The sequence below is a fragment of the Aliivibrio wodanis genome, from assembly GCF_052920805.1.
In genome coordinates this window covers 1,083,675-1,099,572 of the sequence record NZ_JBREXA010000002.1, presented here as the reverse complement: position 1 = coordinate 1,099,572, position 15,898 = coordinate 1,083,675, and the positions used below count along the sequence as shown (strand labels likewise).

16 protein-coding genes are annotated in these 15,898 nt (G+C 37.8%); 9 read left to right on the top strand and 7 right to left on the bottom strand.

Annotated features, from left to right (window positions below; genetic code table 11):
- Nucleotides 1-176: 176 nt before the first annotated feature.
- Both ACU5DF_RS12900 and ACU5DF_RS12895 read left to right on the top strand, forming a co-directional pair.
- Nucleotides 177-1,115 (top strand): LysR family transcriptional regulator, encoded by a 939-nt coding sequence (locus ACU5DF_RS12900; protein WP_045101823.1) that lies wholly within the window; start codon nt 177-179, stop codon nt 1,113-1,115.
- Between the two features lie 284 nt (nt 1,116-1,399).
- Nucleotides 1,400-2,605 carry a NupC/NupG family nucleoside CNT transporter gene (locus ACU5DF_RS12895; RefSeq protein WP_446713162.1) on the top strand — a complete coding sequence of 402 codons (1,206 nt, stop codon included), beginning with the start codon at nt 1,400-1,402 and terminating at the stop codon, nt 2,603-2,605.
- 109 nt (nt 2,606-2,714) lie between these two features.
- Here ACU5DF_RS12895 and ACU5DF_RS12890 read toward each other — a convergent pair whose 3' ends face one another.
- The 6 genes from ACU5DF_RS12890 to ACU5DF_RS12865 all read right to left on the bottom strand — a co-directional run bounded on the left by ACU5DF_RS12890 (nt 2,715) and on the right by ACU5DF_RS12865 (nt 9,022).
- The gene (locus tag ACU5DF_RS12890; protein ID WP_446713161.1) at nt 2,715-4,649 is read right to left on the bottom strand and encodes an LTA synthase family protein; all 1,935 of its coding nucleotides are present in this window, start codon (nt 4,647-4,649) and stop codon (nt 2,715-2,717) included.
- 11 nt (nt 4,650-4,660) lie between these two features.
- The gene (locus ACU5DF_RS12885) at nt 4,661-6,313 is read right to left on the bottom strand and encodes a phosphoethanolamine transferase (RefSeq protein ID WP_446713160.1); all 1,653 of its coding nucleotides are present in this window, start codon (nt 6,311-6,313) and stop codon (nt 4,661-4,663) included.
- On the bottom strand, nt 6,310-6,675 hold the full coding sequence (locus ACU5DF_RS12880) for a diacylglycerol kinase (RefSeq protein ID WP_446713159.1): 366 nt from the start codon (nt 6,673-6,675) through the stop codon (nt 6,310-6,312). Before ACU5DF_RS12880 ends, ACU5DF_RS12885 begins: the two co-directional genes overlap by 4 nt.
- A 401-nt stretch (nt 6,676-7,076) precedes the next feature.
- Nucleotides 7,077-7,574: a peptidylprolyl isomerase gene (locus ACU5DF_RS12875; RefSeq protein ID WP_446713158.1), complete on the bottom strand. Its 498-nt coding sequence runs from the start codon at nt 7,572-7,574 to the stop codon at nt 7,077-7,079.
- Between the two features lie 101 nt (nt 7,575-7,675).
- Nucleotides 7,676-8,593 carry a 1-aminocyclopropane-1-carboxylate deaminase/D-cysteine desulfhydrase gene (locus tag ACU5DF_RS12870; RefSeq protein ID WP_446713157.1) on the bottom strand — a complete coding sequence of 306 codons (918 nt, stop codon included), beginning with the start codon at nt 8,591-8,593 and terminating at the stop codon, nt 7,676-7,678.
- 84 nt (nt 8,594-8,677) lie between these two features.
- Nucleotides 8,678-9,022, bottom strand: coding sequence for a YajD family HNH nuclease (locus ACU5DF_RS12865; protein WP_105054534.1), 345 nt, complete (start codon nt 9,020-9,022; stop codon nt 8,678-8,680).
- A gap of 68 nt (nt 9,023-9,090) precedes the next feature.
- Between ACU5DF_RS12865 and ACU5DF_RS12860 the strand changes: the two genes are divergently transcribed.
- Nucleotides 9,091-9,558 carry a methyltransferase gene (locus tag ACU5DF_RS12860; RefSeq protein WP_446713156.1) on the top strand — a complete coding sequence of 156 codons (468 nt, stop codon included), beginning with the start codon at nt 9,091-9,093 and terminating at the stop codon, nt 9,556-9,558.
- An 11-nt stretch (nt 9,559-9,569) separates the two neighbouring features.
- On the opposite strand, the gene ACU5DF_RS12855 is transcribed toward ACU5DF_RS12860, so the two are convergent.
- Nucleotides 9,570-9,818 (bottom strand): DUF2798 domain-containing protein, encoded by a 249-nt coding sequence (locus ACU5DF_RS12855; protein WP_446713155.1) that lies wholly within the window; start codon nt 9,816-9,818, stop codon nt 9,570-9,572.
- A gap of 111 nt (nt 9,819-9,929) precedes the next feature.
- On the opposite strand from ACU5DF_RS12855, the gene ACU5DF_RS12850 reads away from it, so the two are divergent.
- The 6 genes from ACU5DF_RS12850 (at nt 9,930) to ACU5DF_RS12825 (ending at nt 15,893) form a co-directional block, all read left to right on the top strand.
- Nucleotides 9,930-10,799 carry a LysR family transcriptional regulator gene (locus tag ACU5DF_RS12850; protein WP_446713154.1) on the top strand — a complete coding sequence of 290 codons (870 nt, stop codon included), beginning with the start codon at nt 9,930-9,932 and terminating at the stop codon, nt 10,797-10,799.
- Nucleotides 10,800-10,907: 108 nt separating this feature from the next.
- Entirely contained in the window at nt 10,908-11,684 is a 777-nt protein-coding gene (locus ACU5DF_RS12845; RefSeq protein ID WP_446713153.1) for an outer membrane lipoprotein-sorting protein, read from the top strand.
- 31 nt (nt 11,685-11,715) lie between these two features.
- Entirely contained in the window at nt 11,716-12,945 is a 1,230-nt protein-coding gene (locus tag ACU5DF_RS12840) for an ABC transporter permease (protein ID WP_446713152.1), read from the top strand.
- Nucleotides 12,935-14,179, top strand: a complete 1,245-nt coding sequence (locus ACU5DF_RS12835) for an ABC transporter permease (RefSeq protein WP_446713151.1) — start codon at nt 12,935-12,937, stop codon at nt 14,177-14,179. Before ACU5DF_RS12840 ends, ACU5DF_RS12835 begins: the two co-directional genes overlap by 11 nt.
- 9 nt (nt 14,180-14,188) lie before the next feature.
- Nucleotides 14,189-14,866, top strand: a complete 678-nt coding sequence (locus ACU5DF_RS12830) for an ABC transporter ATP-binding protein (RefSeq protein WP_446713150.1) — start codon at nt 14,189-14,191, stop codon at nt 14,864-14,866.
- 136 nt (nt 14,867-15,002) lie between these two features.
- Nucleotides 15,003-15,893 (top strand): DnaJ C-terminal domain-containing protein, encoded by an 891-nt coding sequence (locus ACU5DF_RS12825; RefSeq protein ID WP_446713149.1) that lies wholly within the window; start codon nt 15,003-15,005, stop codon nt 15,891-15,893.
- Nucleotides 15,894-15,898 lie beyond the last annotated feature (5 nt).

Sequence of the window (15,898 nt, the reverse complement as noted above, 5' to 3'; positions counted from 1 at the left end):
TGATTTGAGTCACTTTATGTTGCATTTTATTAATGTGATGAAGGTGTTTACAGTTTCTATATTGTTAAGAGGTTGGCTTTTTACTGTGATAATTTTTGGAATTAGGATATTTTTCGGTAAATTTCTTTACTAATGGTATTATCTGCGCCCTAATTATCCTTAGTGTTAAAGGAACAATGATGCATGAACGTGCCAGTCAAATGGTGATATTTTACACTCTAGCAAAAGCGGGGAGTTTTACGTCTGCCGCAAAACAAATGGGAGTGTCAACTTCTCATGTAAGCAAGCAGCTTGGGATATTAGAGGCCGATCTTAACGTTAAGTTAGTGCAAAGAACGACACGATCATTAACGCTTACCGATGCAGGACAACAATTTTATTTGTATTGCGAAAAGATGCACAGTGCGATGATTGAAGCCAGTGCCATTATGGATGATGAGCGAGATGAAGTCGCAGGGGTTTTACGCTTAGGTTTATCCCAATCTTTCGGTACTATGCATATTATTCCAGCAATAGATAAATTACGTCATCAATACCCTGATCTTCAAGTGGAAGTTAGATTGTTTGATCATCGTGCTGATATGTTAAAAGATGGTTTAGATTTATGGGTTACTAATTTTGAAGATTTACCAGAAGGGTATGTAGCACAGAGATTAGCTGATTCACACTTTATACTTGCAGCAGCCCCTAGTTATTTAATTGATAAAACCGTTCCTCACCATCCTGAAGATTTAATAGAGCATAATTGTTTGACTTATCAAAGTTGTCATCGCGATTACAGCAATTGGGATTTTACTAAAGACAACGAAGCATTATGTATTAAGGTGTCTGGAAATTATCGTGTTGATTTAGCAGAAGCGGTAAGGGATGCTGCTATTTCAGGGTGGGGCGTGGCTTATCTAGCCAGTTATTTGCTAACTAATGAGTTTAATGATGGTAAATTAATTCAGCTATTACCCGATTGGAAAGCAAGTCAAAAAATGCCAATTTATGCGGTATATCCAAGCCGTAAGCATTTACCAAGAAAGATAAGCGCTGTTATTGATTTCTTACGTCAGCATATTGGTCCACAACCATATTGGGATAAAGCTCTGATGAAATGGGTAAAGCTGTAATTAGAAATGATGAGCACAATACATTATTGGTTAAATTATCACCTAGATAATGATTCCTTTTTAATCAAGGTGTTATGTTAATTATTTGCCTTGAAAAAAATATCTTTTCCATATGGCAATAATCTTTACTTTTAGACTTCAAGTTATTTTATAAATCAATAACTTAAAAACACCTACGGAGTGTGATCTAAGTCACCATTAACAGGGTGTTAGCAAACCCGACTTGCACGCAAACCTTTGCGCATTAGAATGCGGATTCATTTTCGATAGCACAGGTTTCTATCATGACATCGCTCGTTGGTATTTTATCCATTTTACTATTTGCTTATCTTTGTTCGACTGATCGCCGTAATATCCCTTTAAGAACTGTCTCTTTGGCGTTTGGTTTACAAGTTTTATTTGCTCTGTTGGTACTTTATGTCCCTGCTGGTAAAGAGGTCTTAAACTCAGTAACCGCAGGTGTTTCAGGCATCATTGATTACGGTCAACAAGGTATCGCATTTCTGTTTGGTGGGTTAGCGACTGGTAAAGTAGGTTTTGTGTTTGCGATTAATGTTCTTGGGATCATTATTTTCTTCTCAGCATTAATTTCAGCACTTTATCACCTTGGTATAATGCCTAAAGTGATCAACTTTATCGGTGGTGGGTTACAACGTTTATTGGGCACTGGCCGTGCGGAATCACTTGCAGCTACAGCAAATATATTTGTAAGTATGGTTGAAGCTCCACTTGTAGTTAAACCGTATTTAAAGCACATGAGTGATTCGCAATTTTTTGCAGTAATGACTTGTGGTTTAGCGTCAGTTGCTGGTGGTACTATGGTTGGTTATGCCTCACTGGGCGTAGATCTTAATTTTCTTATTTCAGCGGCATTCATGTCAGCACCTGCCGGCTTATTAATGGCAAAAATGATGGTGCCACCGGGTGACGAAGAGAACAATGACGATGAGATTACTTCAGTAGAAATCGATCACGCAACTAATGTATTTGAAGCATTAGCTGATGGTGCAATGTCTGGTTTACGTATTGCAGTAGCAGTCGGGACAACTTTATTGGCGTTCGTGAGTGTGATCGCACTATTAAACGGCTTGCTTGGTCATGTAGGTGATTTATTTGGTTTTAATTTGAGCTTTGAATTGATCCTTGGTTATTTATTTGCCCCAGTGGCTTTCTTGTTAGGTGTACCGTGGAACGAAGCTGTTCTTGCTGGTTCATTAATTGGTAATAAGATTGTTGTGAATGAATTTGTTGCCTTTATTCAATTGATGGAAGTGAAAGATCAATTAAGTCCGCATTCAGTTGCAATAGTGACTTTCGCATTGTGTGGTTTTGCCAATATTTCAACGATGGCTATTTTGATTGGTGGTTTGGGAAGTCTTGTTCCTGAGCGTCGTCCATTCATAGCTAAAATGGGGTTCAGGGCGATTACTGCTGGTGTATTAGCAAACTTGATGAGTGCGGCGATAGCTGGGGTAATTTTATCACTATAGATTAAGAACAGATTTCAAGACAATGAGACAATAAAAAGGTTGCGATAATAAATCGCAACCTTTTTTATTTCTAGTATGTAAGAACAGCTCTATGATAAATGGCGCTAATCTAATATTTAGAGCTATACCAATTATTTTTATAAGCCATCGATCCAATCAAGGCATTTGCTTTTGCTCTATCTAGAGAGTATTTATCGACCTCACTAGGGGTTAATGTCTTATCTGAAAAGTCATATTTATAACTGGTTACTTTTTCTCCTGGAGAGAAAACAACAAAGTTATCTCTGGTTAAATAACCAAAGTTCTTATCAAATTGCATCATTGCGCGTTCATCTTCTTTTGCCAGAGGTTTAGTTAGATCTCGTCCAATCATAGGTGTTAATGCATCAACACCTATTAGAGAAAGAAGAGTGGGCGGTATATCAATGTTGTTAGCTAATCGCTCATCAATTTTTGGCTCGATACCTTTTCCTAAAATAAGTGCAGGAATATGGAAGTGAGCGACAGGTACTAACTGAGATCCATACACTCTAGCATCATGATCTGCAATAATAATAAATATGGTATCGTCCCAATACTCTGATTTTTTGGCTTTATCAAAGAAAGTCCCCAAAGCATAATCTGAATATTTTACGGCATTATTACGAGTTTTAAACTCTGTATCATAGGGCTCAATTTTTCCTTCTGGATATTCGAAGGGACTGTGATTACTTGAAGTAAATACCAAACTGAAAAAAGGTTTATCTTGTTTATTCAGTTGAGTAAATTCATCATGGGCTTTATTGTATAAATCCTCATCACTTACTCCCCATGAACCTTTAAATTCAGGATTTATATAATCTTTTTCTTCTACGATCTCTTCAAATCCATTTCCAAAGAAAAAGCTTTTCATGTTATCAAAATGAGATTCACCACCATAGATGAACTGTGTGTGGTACCCTTCATTTTTAAGTAAATCAGCAATAGTGAAAAATCCAGTTTGGCTTTTGCTTAACTTAACAACGGCGCGTGATGGTGTCGGTGGAAAACCAGTAATCATCGCCTCAATACCACGAACAGAGCGTGTACCTGTTGCGTACATTTGGTTAAAACGCCAACCCTCTTTTAGTAATTTATCTAGGTTTGGTGTTAGTGGTAAACCACCCATTTCACCAACAAATCGAGCACCTAAACTCTCTTGTAACAAGATAACTAGATTTTTCTTTTTACCTTGATAAGTCGCAATATTTTGGTTTAACGTTGGTAATTTACCATCAACAAAAGAATTTGATTTTGCTGATGATCTTTTTACCAACTCGATCACCTTATCGCTATTCATCTTGCCATAGAATTTGTCTGCACTGCGTTCTGATTTCATATTATTAACAGCAAACAATAGTGAATAAGAAGAGTTTAATACTAAGTCATTAATTAATGGGTCACTTGAAAAAGCGACCATCGCTGGATTAATAGGACGATGACCAAGAGATGAACGAGCGCCTAAAACACCAATGAGTAATACTGCAATTGCCAGAAGAGGACGTAGGTAAATCTTCATTGGTATGTGACGTTGAGTGACTTTCCCACTTAACATCCAACCAAAGAATAAAGTTAGCGTAGAGCCAATAAATCCAATGAAAAGTTCAAGTTTATAGCCAGACCATAGCATGCCAAAAACTTCTTTTGGGTAAATAAGGTACTCAACAAAAAGGCGATTTGGTCGTAAATCATATTCCATAATAAAGGAAGGTGTTGCCAACTCCATGTAGACAATGATCCACAAACCAAGAACTAACCAAATACGTAAGATTAGTCGCCAAATCTTGCCAATAATACCGCGCATTGGTATTAACGAAGCAAGTAATGAAGGCAAAATAAATAACCAGCATAATGTAGCAATATCTATCCTCGCTCCTTGTAATAGAACGTCACTCCAACCGTTAACGTTTGATACGCGATCAGAAAGCCAAATAGTAAGACCTAAGCGTGAAATAGTTAGAATACTAAAGGCGATGAGAGCAAAGGTAATGATGGGCTGCAATGGCCCAAAGTGTATTTTTTTCATGTAATTTTTCTCTATGATGTTCGGCATAAACTAAACAGATCTAATGTCTTGTTATATTCTTTTGTTTCAATATCCATGATGCCGAGAACTGAATGGAAAATATTGTCATGGGAATAACTGTTACGTAGCTGTGAGCGGCGTTGTAAACAGTCGTAATTCACATTTTTACTTTCTTTAAAGCTTGGAGACATCCACACCATAAGAGGTACTTTTGTCTGATACTCAGGAGCGAGGCTATAGGGTAAACCATGTAAGAAAATGCCATTTTCACCAAGAGATTCACCGTGATCAGAAACATAAATCAGGGCTGTATTGTATCTATCTTGTAATGATTTCAACTTAGCTACAGTTTGGCTGATGACGTAATCTGTATAGAGGATGGTGTTATCGTAAGTATTAACGATCTCTTCTATTGAGCAATTTTCAATATCGGCACGTGGGCAATCAGGTTGAAAAGTCGCTTTATCTTGTGGGTAGCGTTGGTAATAAGTTGGTCCATGACTACCAATTAAGTGCATAGCAATCATTCTATTACCCGTTAGGTCGTCAACATTTTGTTCGAAATTCTCTAAAAGAGCGATGTCATAACAGGTACTTCCATTACACACAGCATCCTTTCTTGAGCGATCAACCGACATCTTGTTGATTCTTTTGGCTACGTCTTTATCACCACCATCATTTTCTTTCCACAATAGAGATATGTTTGCACGTTGTAGAATATCTAAGAGGTTATCTTGGTTATCTGCTTTATTGCGATCAAAGGTGTGATGGGTTAACGCAGAGAACATACAAGGGACAGAGACAGCCGTTGCTGTACCACAGGCATCAACATCTTGAAAAGACACCATATCAAGGTCTTGAGTATATTGATTAGTTGGGCGAGGGTAGCCGTTTGCCTGATAGTTTTGTGAGCGTGCTGTTTCTCCAACCACAAAAACAATTAATGTCGGCTTTGTGTTGTTTTTATCCTGTAGCTTTGTTATTTGCTTGGCATCTAGGGCTATTTGCTTATACGGAATAGGCTCTGAAAAATAGGCTTTTTTAATGTAGCCAACAGTACTGGATATAAACTGGTTAGGGATTATCATCCTTTTTAAGATCGTATTATTACGACCGACAGAGGCATAATCTTGATAATATAGGCTAGCTATAACTCCGATAACAGCAATAGATACCAGTATTGAGACTATTTTTGCTAAGACCAACTTCACAAGTTTAATGCGCTTTGGTAGAGGAGCTTTGAAGATTAAAAGAGAAGGGATCCCTCCCATTAGTAGAACCCAGATGGCAGAGTAGGTACTTAAATAAGAGGTGGCTTCACTACTGTCAGTTTCTACAATATTAACGATCATATTTTGATCGAAAAGTATGCCATAGTTATAACTAGCATAGCTTACGACACTTGATATTATTGTAATAATAATAAAAAAAGGTTTACTAAATTTTGGCCAAGTAAAAAGAGTAAATAGTAAATTGAAGATGGCCAAAAAGAAGAATGGAATAGAGAGAATAAACCCTATTTTTACATTATCTAGTTGTCCTAAAATATTATTTAACTCTTTATAAAGCGAAATATTAATAACGGTAATAAAATAGATAGCAAGTAAGAGAGTGAAAGCAACAAAAGGTAGGTTTCTATTCATTAGTGGTTTATTGTTTTTCATAGTTTATCAATTAAAATTAAAGCCCAAACAACAAATGCTAAGAAGAGAGAAACAAAAACAGCAGCAGAACCAATGTCTTTAGCTCTACCACTTAATTCATGCCAGTCATCACTGATTCTATCGACAACAGCTTCTATAGCAGAGTTAATAAGTTCAACAATAACAATTAGAAGCAAGCTAGCAATAAGAAGAGCGAGTTCTAAATGACTTACTGGTAATTGGAAAGCAATAAAAGAAAGAATAAGAACTAAAATAATTTCTTGCCTAAAAGCAGCCTCATTAATCCAAGCTGCTTTTAATCCTTTCATTGAATATCCCGTTGCATCTACAACGCGGCGAAGACCTGTTTGTCCTGGTTTCAAAATAAGACCTATTAATTGTTATTATGTAATGATTATTTACTGATAATTAGTTATTGGAGCACACTAAAACTTGCATTTTTGTATACATAATTTAGGGGTGCTTTTATTCTAATTAATCAGAAAAAGTGGTGTTAAATAAGATGTGACTTATTTTTTGTATTTTTCTATACATATAGGAAAGGTTTATTCTTGATGAAGCACTAACCGTATAAGACTGAAATACTGTGGGCTAATGTACAGGGTTTTGTTTTATAGATCTGTCGCGATTTTGTAATGTAATGTCTGGGTTTGTAAGTTTTGTCAGTGAGTCGTAGTATCTTATTGATGAATGTGTTATTAGGAGGTATTGATGATAGGCATAAGCAAAGGCTACTTATGCCTCGTTAATATGATGAGATTATTTAATCTTCAGTAATCGTTACTTTTTCAATGATGATGATCTCTTTTGGAACATCGTCAAATTCACCGACAGATTTAGTTTTAATTTTGGCAATTTTCTTAACTACATCCATACCAATCGTCACTTCACCAAATACCGTATAGCCCCAACCAGCGTTTGTGGTTGCAGTGTGATCAAGGAAGGTGTTATTTGCTATATTGATAAAAAATTCACTGGTTGCAGAATGAGGTGCATCAGTACGAGCCATTGCGATAGTGCCATTTAAGTTTTTTAAACCACGATTAGCTTCATTAACAATAGGGGCGCGCATTTCTTTTTCTTGCATATCAGTAGTAAAACCACCGCCTTGGATCATAAAACCTTTAATAACACGATGGAAAATGGTGCCTTCATAAAAACCGTCTTGGCAGTACTTTAAAAAGTTTTTTGAGCTTACAGGTGCTTTTTCTTTATTTAGCTCAATGTGAATATCGCCGAAATTGGTAGTGAAAATGATCATGATGTTAACGTCTTTTCTAAAATTAATTGAGAGGATTATACGTGCTTTACTCGTATCTGCCCAGGTTATGCAGGCTGAATAGAAGATTGATTATTTATGCTTCAATCAAATTTTCGTTGGTATCGAGGTAACATACTTTCGTTACCTAACAAACCGCCTTGGTGGATATAAACTAGCGTTTGCTCTGTATTGTTTAGCATCCAATCGACTAAGCAGCGCCACATTAATGGATCGTATAATAGCTCAAACTCAACGTTTGTTTGTGTTTTAAGCTGTTGCCAAATGTCGTAATCATGGCGGTATAATTTACCAAAGTGATGCTTTTTAGTTGGTGTTAATATATCTGGATGGTCGGTTTCGTCAAGCTCCAAAAATTGATCTGTGAGATACTGATTTCCGCCAACGCAAGCACAGGTAATGACTTTGATATCGTGTGCTTTTAAATGCTTATGAAGAAAGAGTGCGGTTGTTCCTGTACCAGAGGGTAGAGCAACAGTCAGCTGCGATAATTGTTGCTCATTTTTCCAAAGGATAAGTTCTTGAGCTAATTGCTTTACGCCACTTTCTGCCAGGCCACAACGACCACCTTCTGGTACAAAGAGTTCATGCTCTTTGGGCTGTCGTACTTGTTGAATATAATCCAAACTGTTTAATATTGAACCATCATCTTGTTTTGCATTTTCAAGTGTATTTAGAGCAATAATATTTGCCCCAAGTGCTAATGCTGCACGGTAGTTTCCTTTTGGGCTCTCTTGCAAAAATGAAGGAATGTGGTCGACATAAAAATCTAATTGCCAGTTTTTTAATGTCGCTAAGGCCGCTAATGAATACAGAGAATTTGCCTGTGGAGATCCATAGCCAATGATTGTCGTGATATTAGGAAAATCTCCATCCAATAATCCCATGAACTTTCGAGCTTTGTTACCAGAGAATTGAGGATGGAGCTGATCATCGCGTTTTAGATAGAAATCGACACCATTGAATTGATGTTGAGTTATTGGGCTGTTTTGGATTTTCATTATGAGGCTTGAATAGTTAGTGGGGTAAGAAGAGGATAATGACCTTCCGTGAAATAGAAAGGTCATATAAGTATATAATGAGAATTATTTTTTCATCATTGATTTTAAAGCGGCAAACGGGTTGTGAGTTGCACCTTGGTGATCATCTTCACCAGCTTTAATTTCTGACCCAAACTGATCATGCTCTGTGTATTTTGAATGTTCATGATCGTGACAGAAAAGACACAAAAGTTCCCAGTTGCTACCATCATTTGGGTTATTAGTATGATCATGATCTTTATGGTGAACGGTTAATTCACGTAAGTTTGAGTACACAAATTCACGCGCGCAATTACCACAAACCCAAGGGTATAATTTTAATGCTTTTTCACGATAGCCACTTTCTTGGCGGGCATAGGCGGCACTAGAGCCATAAAAATCTGATGACATCTTAATCTCGACTGTTAAAGTTAATACAATAATATGGAAAGAATATACCACATTTTTAAGGATAAAATATGCTATCAAAATTAGAACTGAGAGTTCCACCACCGTTAGTAATGCTGTTATTTATGATGACAGTATTTGTTTTTGACTACATTGCTCCCTTTAATCTATTTTACTTGCCTTGGTTGAGCTATGTTCTTGTCATTAGCTTGATTGTTCTAGGTGGAGTAATTGCTTTATGGGGAGTAAAAGAATTTCGAGAAGCCAAAACAACGGTGAATCCACTTAAACCAGAAAGTAGCTCGTCATTAGTTAGCTCTGGTATTTATCAATACACCCGAAATCCTATGTACCTTGGTCTATTATTAGCTTTGTTAAGTAGTGTTGTTTATACCCAACACCCACTTGGTTTGGTGAGTGCGCTAGGTTTTGTTCTTTATATAAATCGCTTTCAAATTGAACCAGAAGAGAAAATGTTGGTTACCTTGTTTGGAGACGAATTTGTTGAATATACCAGTAGAGTAAAGCGTTGGTTTTAATTAACAAATAACTATGATGCCGTGGCAACTTGAGTGTTTTTGTCTCGGCATAACCAAGCGGCAAGTTGGCGGATCTTAGGAAGTACTGTAAGGTTTGCCACAATCGCAACTGGCCATGCAATAGTAAAGCCGTCTATCCAAGCGGATACCCACTCTAGGCTTACACCTCCCATTCTTATTGCAGACATTGATCCTGACATTAATAGCGCCATTGTGATAGAAGAAAGCAAAGCGGATACCCAAAACTGTTTTTTACTCATACATATTTCTCTCTTTATTAACGAATTATTTTTTAACACTAACCGTGCTTGTTTCGATAGAGTAAAGTATATTAATTTCATTAATGATAAAAAATAGCGAGAAATAAAACCATGAATTCCATATTTGGAAGTATTGATGATCTGTTTTTATTTTGTAAAGTGGTTCAGCTTGGATCTCAACAAGGTGCAGCAAAAGAGTTAAAACTACCAGTATCAACCGTGTCCCGACGACTCTCTTTAATGGAGGAAAAACTCGGCGTTCGCTTGTTAGAAAAAAAGGGGCGAGAGCTTGTTGCTACTGAAACGGGCCAACAATACTACCAACTGCTTGAAAGTCAGTTTACCGACTTAGAAAGTCACTGCCATCAGTTAAAAGATCACAAAGAAGAAGTAACAGGCACGTTACGTTTATCTCTGCCTTATCGTTTTTATAACACCTATGTTAGAGAGCTGATTACTGATTTCTTATTAGAATTTCCACACACTCAAATAGAAGTTAATTTATGTGCTGAAGATGCTTTACCAGAGACTGATCGAGATTTAGTTCTAACTTTTGATATTAGCCGAGCAGAAGGAATGATCGCTCGTCCGCTATTTTTAGCAAAGCATGGCGTGTTTGTCTCTCAAGCGTATTGGCTAAATAATGACGTAACAGACATAGAGACCATTGATTGGATCCGCTTAGATGACCAGAAAAGTTTAACTTATACTGATGCAAAGCAAACGCTAAAACAGATTAATGTACACCCTCGTCTGCAAGTGAACGATTTGGATCAAGTCATGCATGCGGTTATTAAAGGATTAGGCGCGGCGCGATTACCCATTCATCTTGTCACGCCAGAGATGGATCTCGTTGAGGTTTTCTCTGAATATCAATTTCCACCAAGGCAATCTTATCTGGTTTATAAGCAGCGAAAATTTCAACCCAAAGCGCTAACCATATTAATCGATCGTATTATGAATGCTATGGAACGAATTTGACATTTTCATGACAGAGATTTAGATAATTTCGTCTTAGAGGTCACGAAATACCCAGCCTAAATATCCTATTATATGCCTAGAAATTAAGCATCATGGCTGGGGTGTTATATGAAACAAAAAATTAAATTTATCATCAAAATTGTACTGTTTTTTGCCTTTTTCGGTGTTGTTGGGCATGTGTTTGCAGCAGAAAAACTTAGTGCGAATATTATTGTTGAGAAATCGGATGCTCAAATGCGTGGTGATTCGAGTTACACAGAATTAACCATGAACATTATACGTCCTGATTGGACACGTAGCATGAGCATGAAGAGTTGGACTAAAGAACAAAACCTCTCTCTAGTATTAATTACAGGGCCAGCGAAAGATCGCGGTAGTGCTTCTCTTAAGCGTGATAAAGAGATGTGGAGCTGGATACCAAATATTGAACGAGTGATAAAAATAGCCCCATCGATGCTTGGTCAATCATGGATGGGTTCAGATTTTACCAATGATGATTTGATAAACCAGTCTTCTATCGTGGTGGATTACGATCATAAAATGGTGAAACAAGAAGTGATCGATGGTGATAAGACGTGGGTGATTGATGCAATAGCAAAACCAGATGCTCCAGTGGTATGGAGTAAAGTGCGTTTGTGGATCTCACAAGAGACGTTTTTACAGCGCAAAGTAGAGTCATATGATGAGTTCGATGAGTTAGTTAATACGATGACAACCTATGATATTAAAGAAATGGGAAATCGCATGGTAGCAACTCGAATGGAAATGGTACCAGCGGACAAATCAGGTAATAAAACGGAAATGATCACTCATAAAGCGCAATTTAATTTTCTTATTAACGATGAGTTTTTCTCGCAAGGTCAAATGAAGTCATTACGTAATTAATCTTCAATCATTTTATTTTTAGGCGGTAAACATGCTCATTAAGTTAGCTTGGCGAAACCTATGGCGACAAAAACGAAGAACCATATTGACGGCCTCTGCTCTAGCATTGGCCTTACTGCTCTCTTTATTAATGCGAAGCATCCAAGAGGGAAGTTACACAGCAAATATTGAGAATGCGGCGCGTTTATCTACCGGTCTTATTCAGCTGCAAAATCCCGAGTTTAAAGAAAGCCAAAGCATTGATGATTTATTGCCAATGAGCGATGGATTTATCAAACCAGCCAAGCAACAGCCTAATATTGAGTTTGCTATCCCACGAATTGAAACCTTTTCGCTTGCCGCTGCGAATGATAAATCAAAAGGCGTCATGGTAGTGGGCGTTGATCCAAAACCAGAAACTGCCTATTCAGGTTTGGCAGATAAAGTGATTAAAGGGGATTATTTTTCATCAGATGACAAAGCCATACTGATATCTGAAGGGCTTGCCCAATTTTTTAATCTTACCCTTGGTGATGAGGTTGTGTTGTATGGGCAGGGTTATCGAGGTCAAACCGCAGCAGGGCTATACCTAATTAAAGGCATTGTGCATTTTCCGATGCCAGAGCTGAACAATCAACTTATCTATTTACCCATCAAAGAAGCCTCCAATTTATTTAGCACAGAAGATCAAGTCACCGCTTGGGTACTCCATACTCGTGATTTTTCTCAATTGCCGCAAACGGTGGATGATCTACAAATAGGTTATGGAGCAAATGTAGCCGTTCGACCTTGGAATGATCTTAGCCCTGAAATGGAACAGCAGATCCAAATTGATCGGGTGAGCGGCATTATCATGATGTACATCTTATATGGCATTGTTGGCTTTGGTCTATTCGCTACTTTATTAATGATGACCTTGGAAAGACAACGTGAATTTGGTGTGATGCTAGCGACAGGAATGGTTCGAGCAAAGCTATTAAAATTATTAGCTCTTGAGTCCCTTTTTATAGGCTTGTTAGGTATTGTTATTGGGCTGATTATCGCGGCACCAATCTTAGGCTATTTGTATATTAATCCTATTACCTTAACCGGAAATACGGCACAAGCCATGCTTGAAATGGGCTATGAACCTATTATTCCTGTATTAATTAGTTCATGGCTGTTTATTGATCAAATTATGATCGTGATAGGTCTATTGCTGCTTTGTCTTATTTATCCATTATGGCGTATTTATCATTTAGATATTGTTTCAGCACTAAAAGGAGGTTCGCATGCTAGTTAAATTAGCGTGGCGCAATGTATGGCGCAATAAATTACGAACCTCCATCATGCTGGGTGCGATGATCTTTGGAGTCGTTGGTGTGATGCTAATGATGGGATTTATGAATGGTATTATCGATAACCTCGTTAAAAACACCATCCAATGGCAAACCAGTCATATCCAAATCCATCAAAAAAATTATGCATTAAATCCAGACATTAATCTGGTGATCGATAATGAAGCTGAAATAACAAAGTGGTTAGAACAAGCACCACAGGTAAAAGCGTGGACAAGTAGAACCTTAGTTAACGGCATGATAGCGTCAGCACGCAGCACTCGTGGTATTCAAGTTAATGGCATTGATTTAGAGTCAGAGCCAAAGATAACACCAATTGCAGAGCATATTCTTGAAGGGGAATGGCTTGATGATAAAGGGCGTAACCCTATCTTGGTATCACAGAAAACCGCGGATCGCTTAAAGCTGAGAGTTGGCTCTAAAATAGTGCTTACGTTTACGGATACGACTGGCGAAGTGACTGGTGCAGCGTTTCGGGTGAGAGGGATCTTTAAAACCTCATCCAGTACGTTTGATGATGCTAATGTATATGTCAGAAAAACGGATATTCAACAACTTGGCCAAGTATATTTTGATCATGAAATTGCAATTTTATTACACGCTGAAGATCAAGTTAGCGCTTTTAGCGATCAACTAAATAAGACCTTTTCTGCTCCTTCTTTAAATAACCATTCAAAAAGCAACAATATCGTACAAGATTGGCTTCAATTGCAGCCATTGTTATCAACCATGATGAGCTCGATGGATGCGGGTAATCAGATTATTCTTATTATTTTCGTTGCAGCAATGGGTTTTGGCATTATTAATATTTTATTAATGTCTGTCTTTGAGCGAACCAGAGAGTTTGGAGTCTTAATGGCTGTTGGTATGAAAAAAACCAATATACGTCGTTTAATCATACTTGAATCTGGATTTATTGGAGGCGTGGGGGCAGGATTAGGCGTGATCTGTTCGATCTTCTTTATTTATGTTCTTAATCAAACTGGTATACCACTAGATACAATGGCTGAAGGCTTGAATGCATTTGGTGTTGATTCTACCTTATACCCAAGTGTCTCTTTAAATGATTATGTCACTGTCTTTACAATGGTATGGCTTGTTAGTATTTTTTCAGGTTTATACCCTGCACATCAAATCATTAAAAAGAATCCCGTTGAAGCTATGGCAGAGAAACAATAAGGCAAAAGTATGACGATAAAAATCGAACAGTTATGCAAAACCTATAATCCAGAATCTGAGTTCCCTGTTCATGCGGTTGATCATCTTGATTTAAACATTGAACAAGGTGAATTTGTTGCCGTAATTGGCCCATCAGGTTCAGGAAAAACAACATTGCTTAATATGCTTGGTGGCATTGATAAAGTGAGTTCGGGAACGGTTAACATTGATGGGAATGAGCTGACATTAATGAATGAAAAGCAGCTAATCGAGTTTCGTCGAGATAATATTGGATTTATCTTTCAAGACTACAGTTTATTGCCTGTTTTAACTGCATTAGAGAATGTAGAGTTCGTTATGCAGTTACAGGGTCACGCTGAAAGCAAGTGTAAACAGAGAGCTCAAGAGCTATTAAAAAAAGTGGGACTAGAGCAACAACAGCATAAAAGGCCAGCACAGCTCTCTGGTGGGCAACAGCAACGGGTCGCTGTAGCAAGAGCATTAGCACCAAGGCCTCGTTTTATTATGGCTGATGAACCCACCGCCAATTTAGATGCTAAAAGTACCGCTGAATTACTTGATATTATGGAGAGCTTAAACAAAGAGGAGGGCACTACATTTATCTTCTCAACCCATGATTCCAGAGTATTTGAGAGAGCAAAACGAGTTATAGTATTTGAAGATGGTATGCTTAAAGAGGATAAATGACAGGAACTTATCGCATAATGTGAGATAGATCTTGACCTAAATCTGATAGGACATAAACTTCACTGATTAGATTTATTCAATAACAGGTTTTTGAGCTATCTCTTACCCTGTTTCTATTCATTGACGAGGTTAAGTCGTGTCTAAACGTGATTATTATGATGTTCTTGGTGTGCAAAAAAACAGCACAGAGAAAGAGATCAAAAAAGCATACAAACGTCTTGCGATGAAATACCACCCAGATAAGAACCAGGGTGATGCACATGCAGCAGATAAGTTTAAAGAAATAAAAGAAGCTTACGAAATTCTAACTGACGCCGACAAGCGTGGTCAATATGATGACTATGGTCATGCAGCATTCCAAAATGGTGGCGGAGGTGGCTTTGGCGGAGGTCAAGGTTACGGTGGCTTTGAAGATATTTTTGGTGGTGGATTTGGCGGCGGCGGTCGAGGCCGTGGAGGATTTGGTGGTGGATTTGACGATATGTTCTCTCAACAGCGTCAGCCTCGTCCTCAAAAGGGGCAAGACCGTCAGTTTAATCTAACCGTTGAATTTGCTGAGGCGATTAATGGCTGTGAGCAAGTGATTGAATTGCCCGTTAATGGTGTAAGCAAAAAAATTAATGTAAAAGTTCCTGCGGGTATTGAAGACGGTGAAAAAATTCGTTTTGCTGGTAAAGGTGAGTCAGGTGCTTATGGCGGTCCTGCCGGTGACTTATTAATTCAAATTAACATTCGCCCACATACCCATTTAAAACGTGAAGGCAATGATTTAATTTGTCCTGTAACCACTAATTTTGCGACAGCTGCATTAGGTGGAGAGGTTGAGATCCAAACCTTAGAAAGTCGCTTTAAATTAAAAGTGCCAGCAGGAACACAAAATGGTCGCAAGTTCCGCATGAAAGAAAAAGGCGTGAAGAGTCGTAAAGGCGCGACGGGTGATCTAATGGTCGTAATTACTGTGGCAACACCGACGAATCTGACGGAAGAGCAGAAAGAGTTGTTGATAAAGTTTAAGGAACTGTCGTAACCTGA

Coding starts and splice junctions, on each gene's coding strand:
- ACU5DF_RS12845 (WP_446713153.1), top strand. CDS start 10,908: ATGAAACAAAAAATTAAATTTATCATCAAAATTGTACTGTTTTTTGCC.
- ACU5DF_RS12860 (WP_446713156.1), top strand. CDS start 9,091: ATGCTATCAAAATTAGAACTGAGAGTTCCACCACCGTTAGTAATGCTG.
- ACU5DF_RS12900 (WP_045101823.1), top strand. CDS start 177: ATGATGCATGAACGTGCCAGTCAAATGGTGATATTTTACACTCTAGCA.
- ACU5DF_RS12830 (WP_446713150.1), top strand. CDS start 14,189: ATGACGATAAAAATCGAACAGTTATGCAAAACCTATAATCCAGAATCT.
- ACU5DF_RS12885 (WP_446713160.1), bottom strand. CDS start 6,313: ATGAAAAACAATAAACCACTAATGAATAGAAACCTACCTTTTGTTGCT.
- ACU5DF_RS12835 (WP_446713151.1), top strand. CDS start 12,935: ATGCTAGTTAAATTAGCGTGGCGCAATGTATGGCGCAATAAATTACGA.
- ACU5DF_RS12850 (WP_446713154.1), top strand. CDS start 9,930: ATGAATTCCATATTTGGAAGTATTGATGATCTGTTTTTATTTTGTAAA.
- ACU5DF_RS12865 (WP_105054534.1), bottom strand. CDS start 9,022: ATGTCATCAGATTTTTATGGCTCTAGTGCCGCCTATGCCCGCCAAGAA.
- ACU5DF_RS12890 (WP_446713161.1), bottom strand. CDS start 4,649: ATGAAAAAAATACACTTTGGGCCATTGCAGCCCATCATTACCTTTGCT.
- ACU5DF_RS12895 (WP_446713162.1), top strand. CDS start 1,400: ATGACATCGCTCGTTGGTATTTTATCCATTTTACTATTTGCTTATCTT.
- ACU5DF_RS12875 (WP_446713158.1), bottom strand. CDS start 7,574: ATGATCATTTTCACTACCAATTTCGGCGATATTCACATTGAGCTAAAT.
- ACU5DF_RS12840 (WP_446713152.1), top strand. CDS start 11,716: ATGCTCATTAAGTTAGCTTGGCGAAACCTATGGCGACAAAAACGAAGA.
- ACU5DF_RS12870 (WP_446713157.1), bottom strand. CDS start 8,593: ATGAAAATCCAAAACAGCCCAATAACTCAACATCAATTCAATGGTGTC.
- ACU5DF_RS12855 (WP_446713155.1), bottom strand. CDS start 9,818: ATGAGTAAAAAACAGTTTTGGGTATCCGCTTTGCTTTCTTCTATCACA.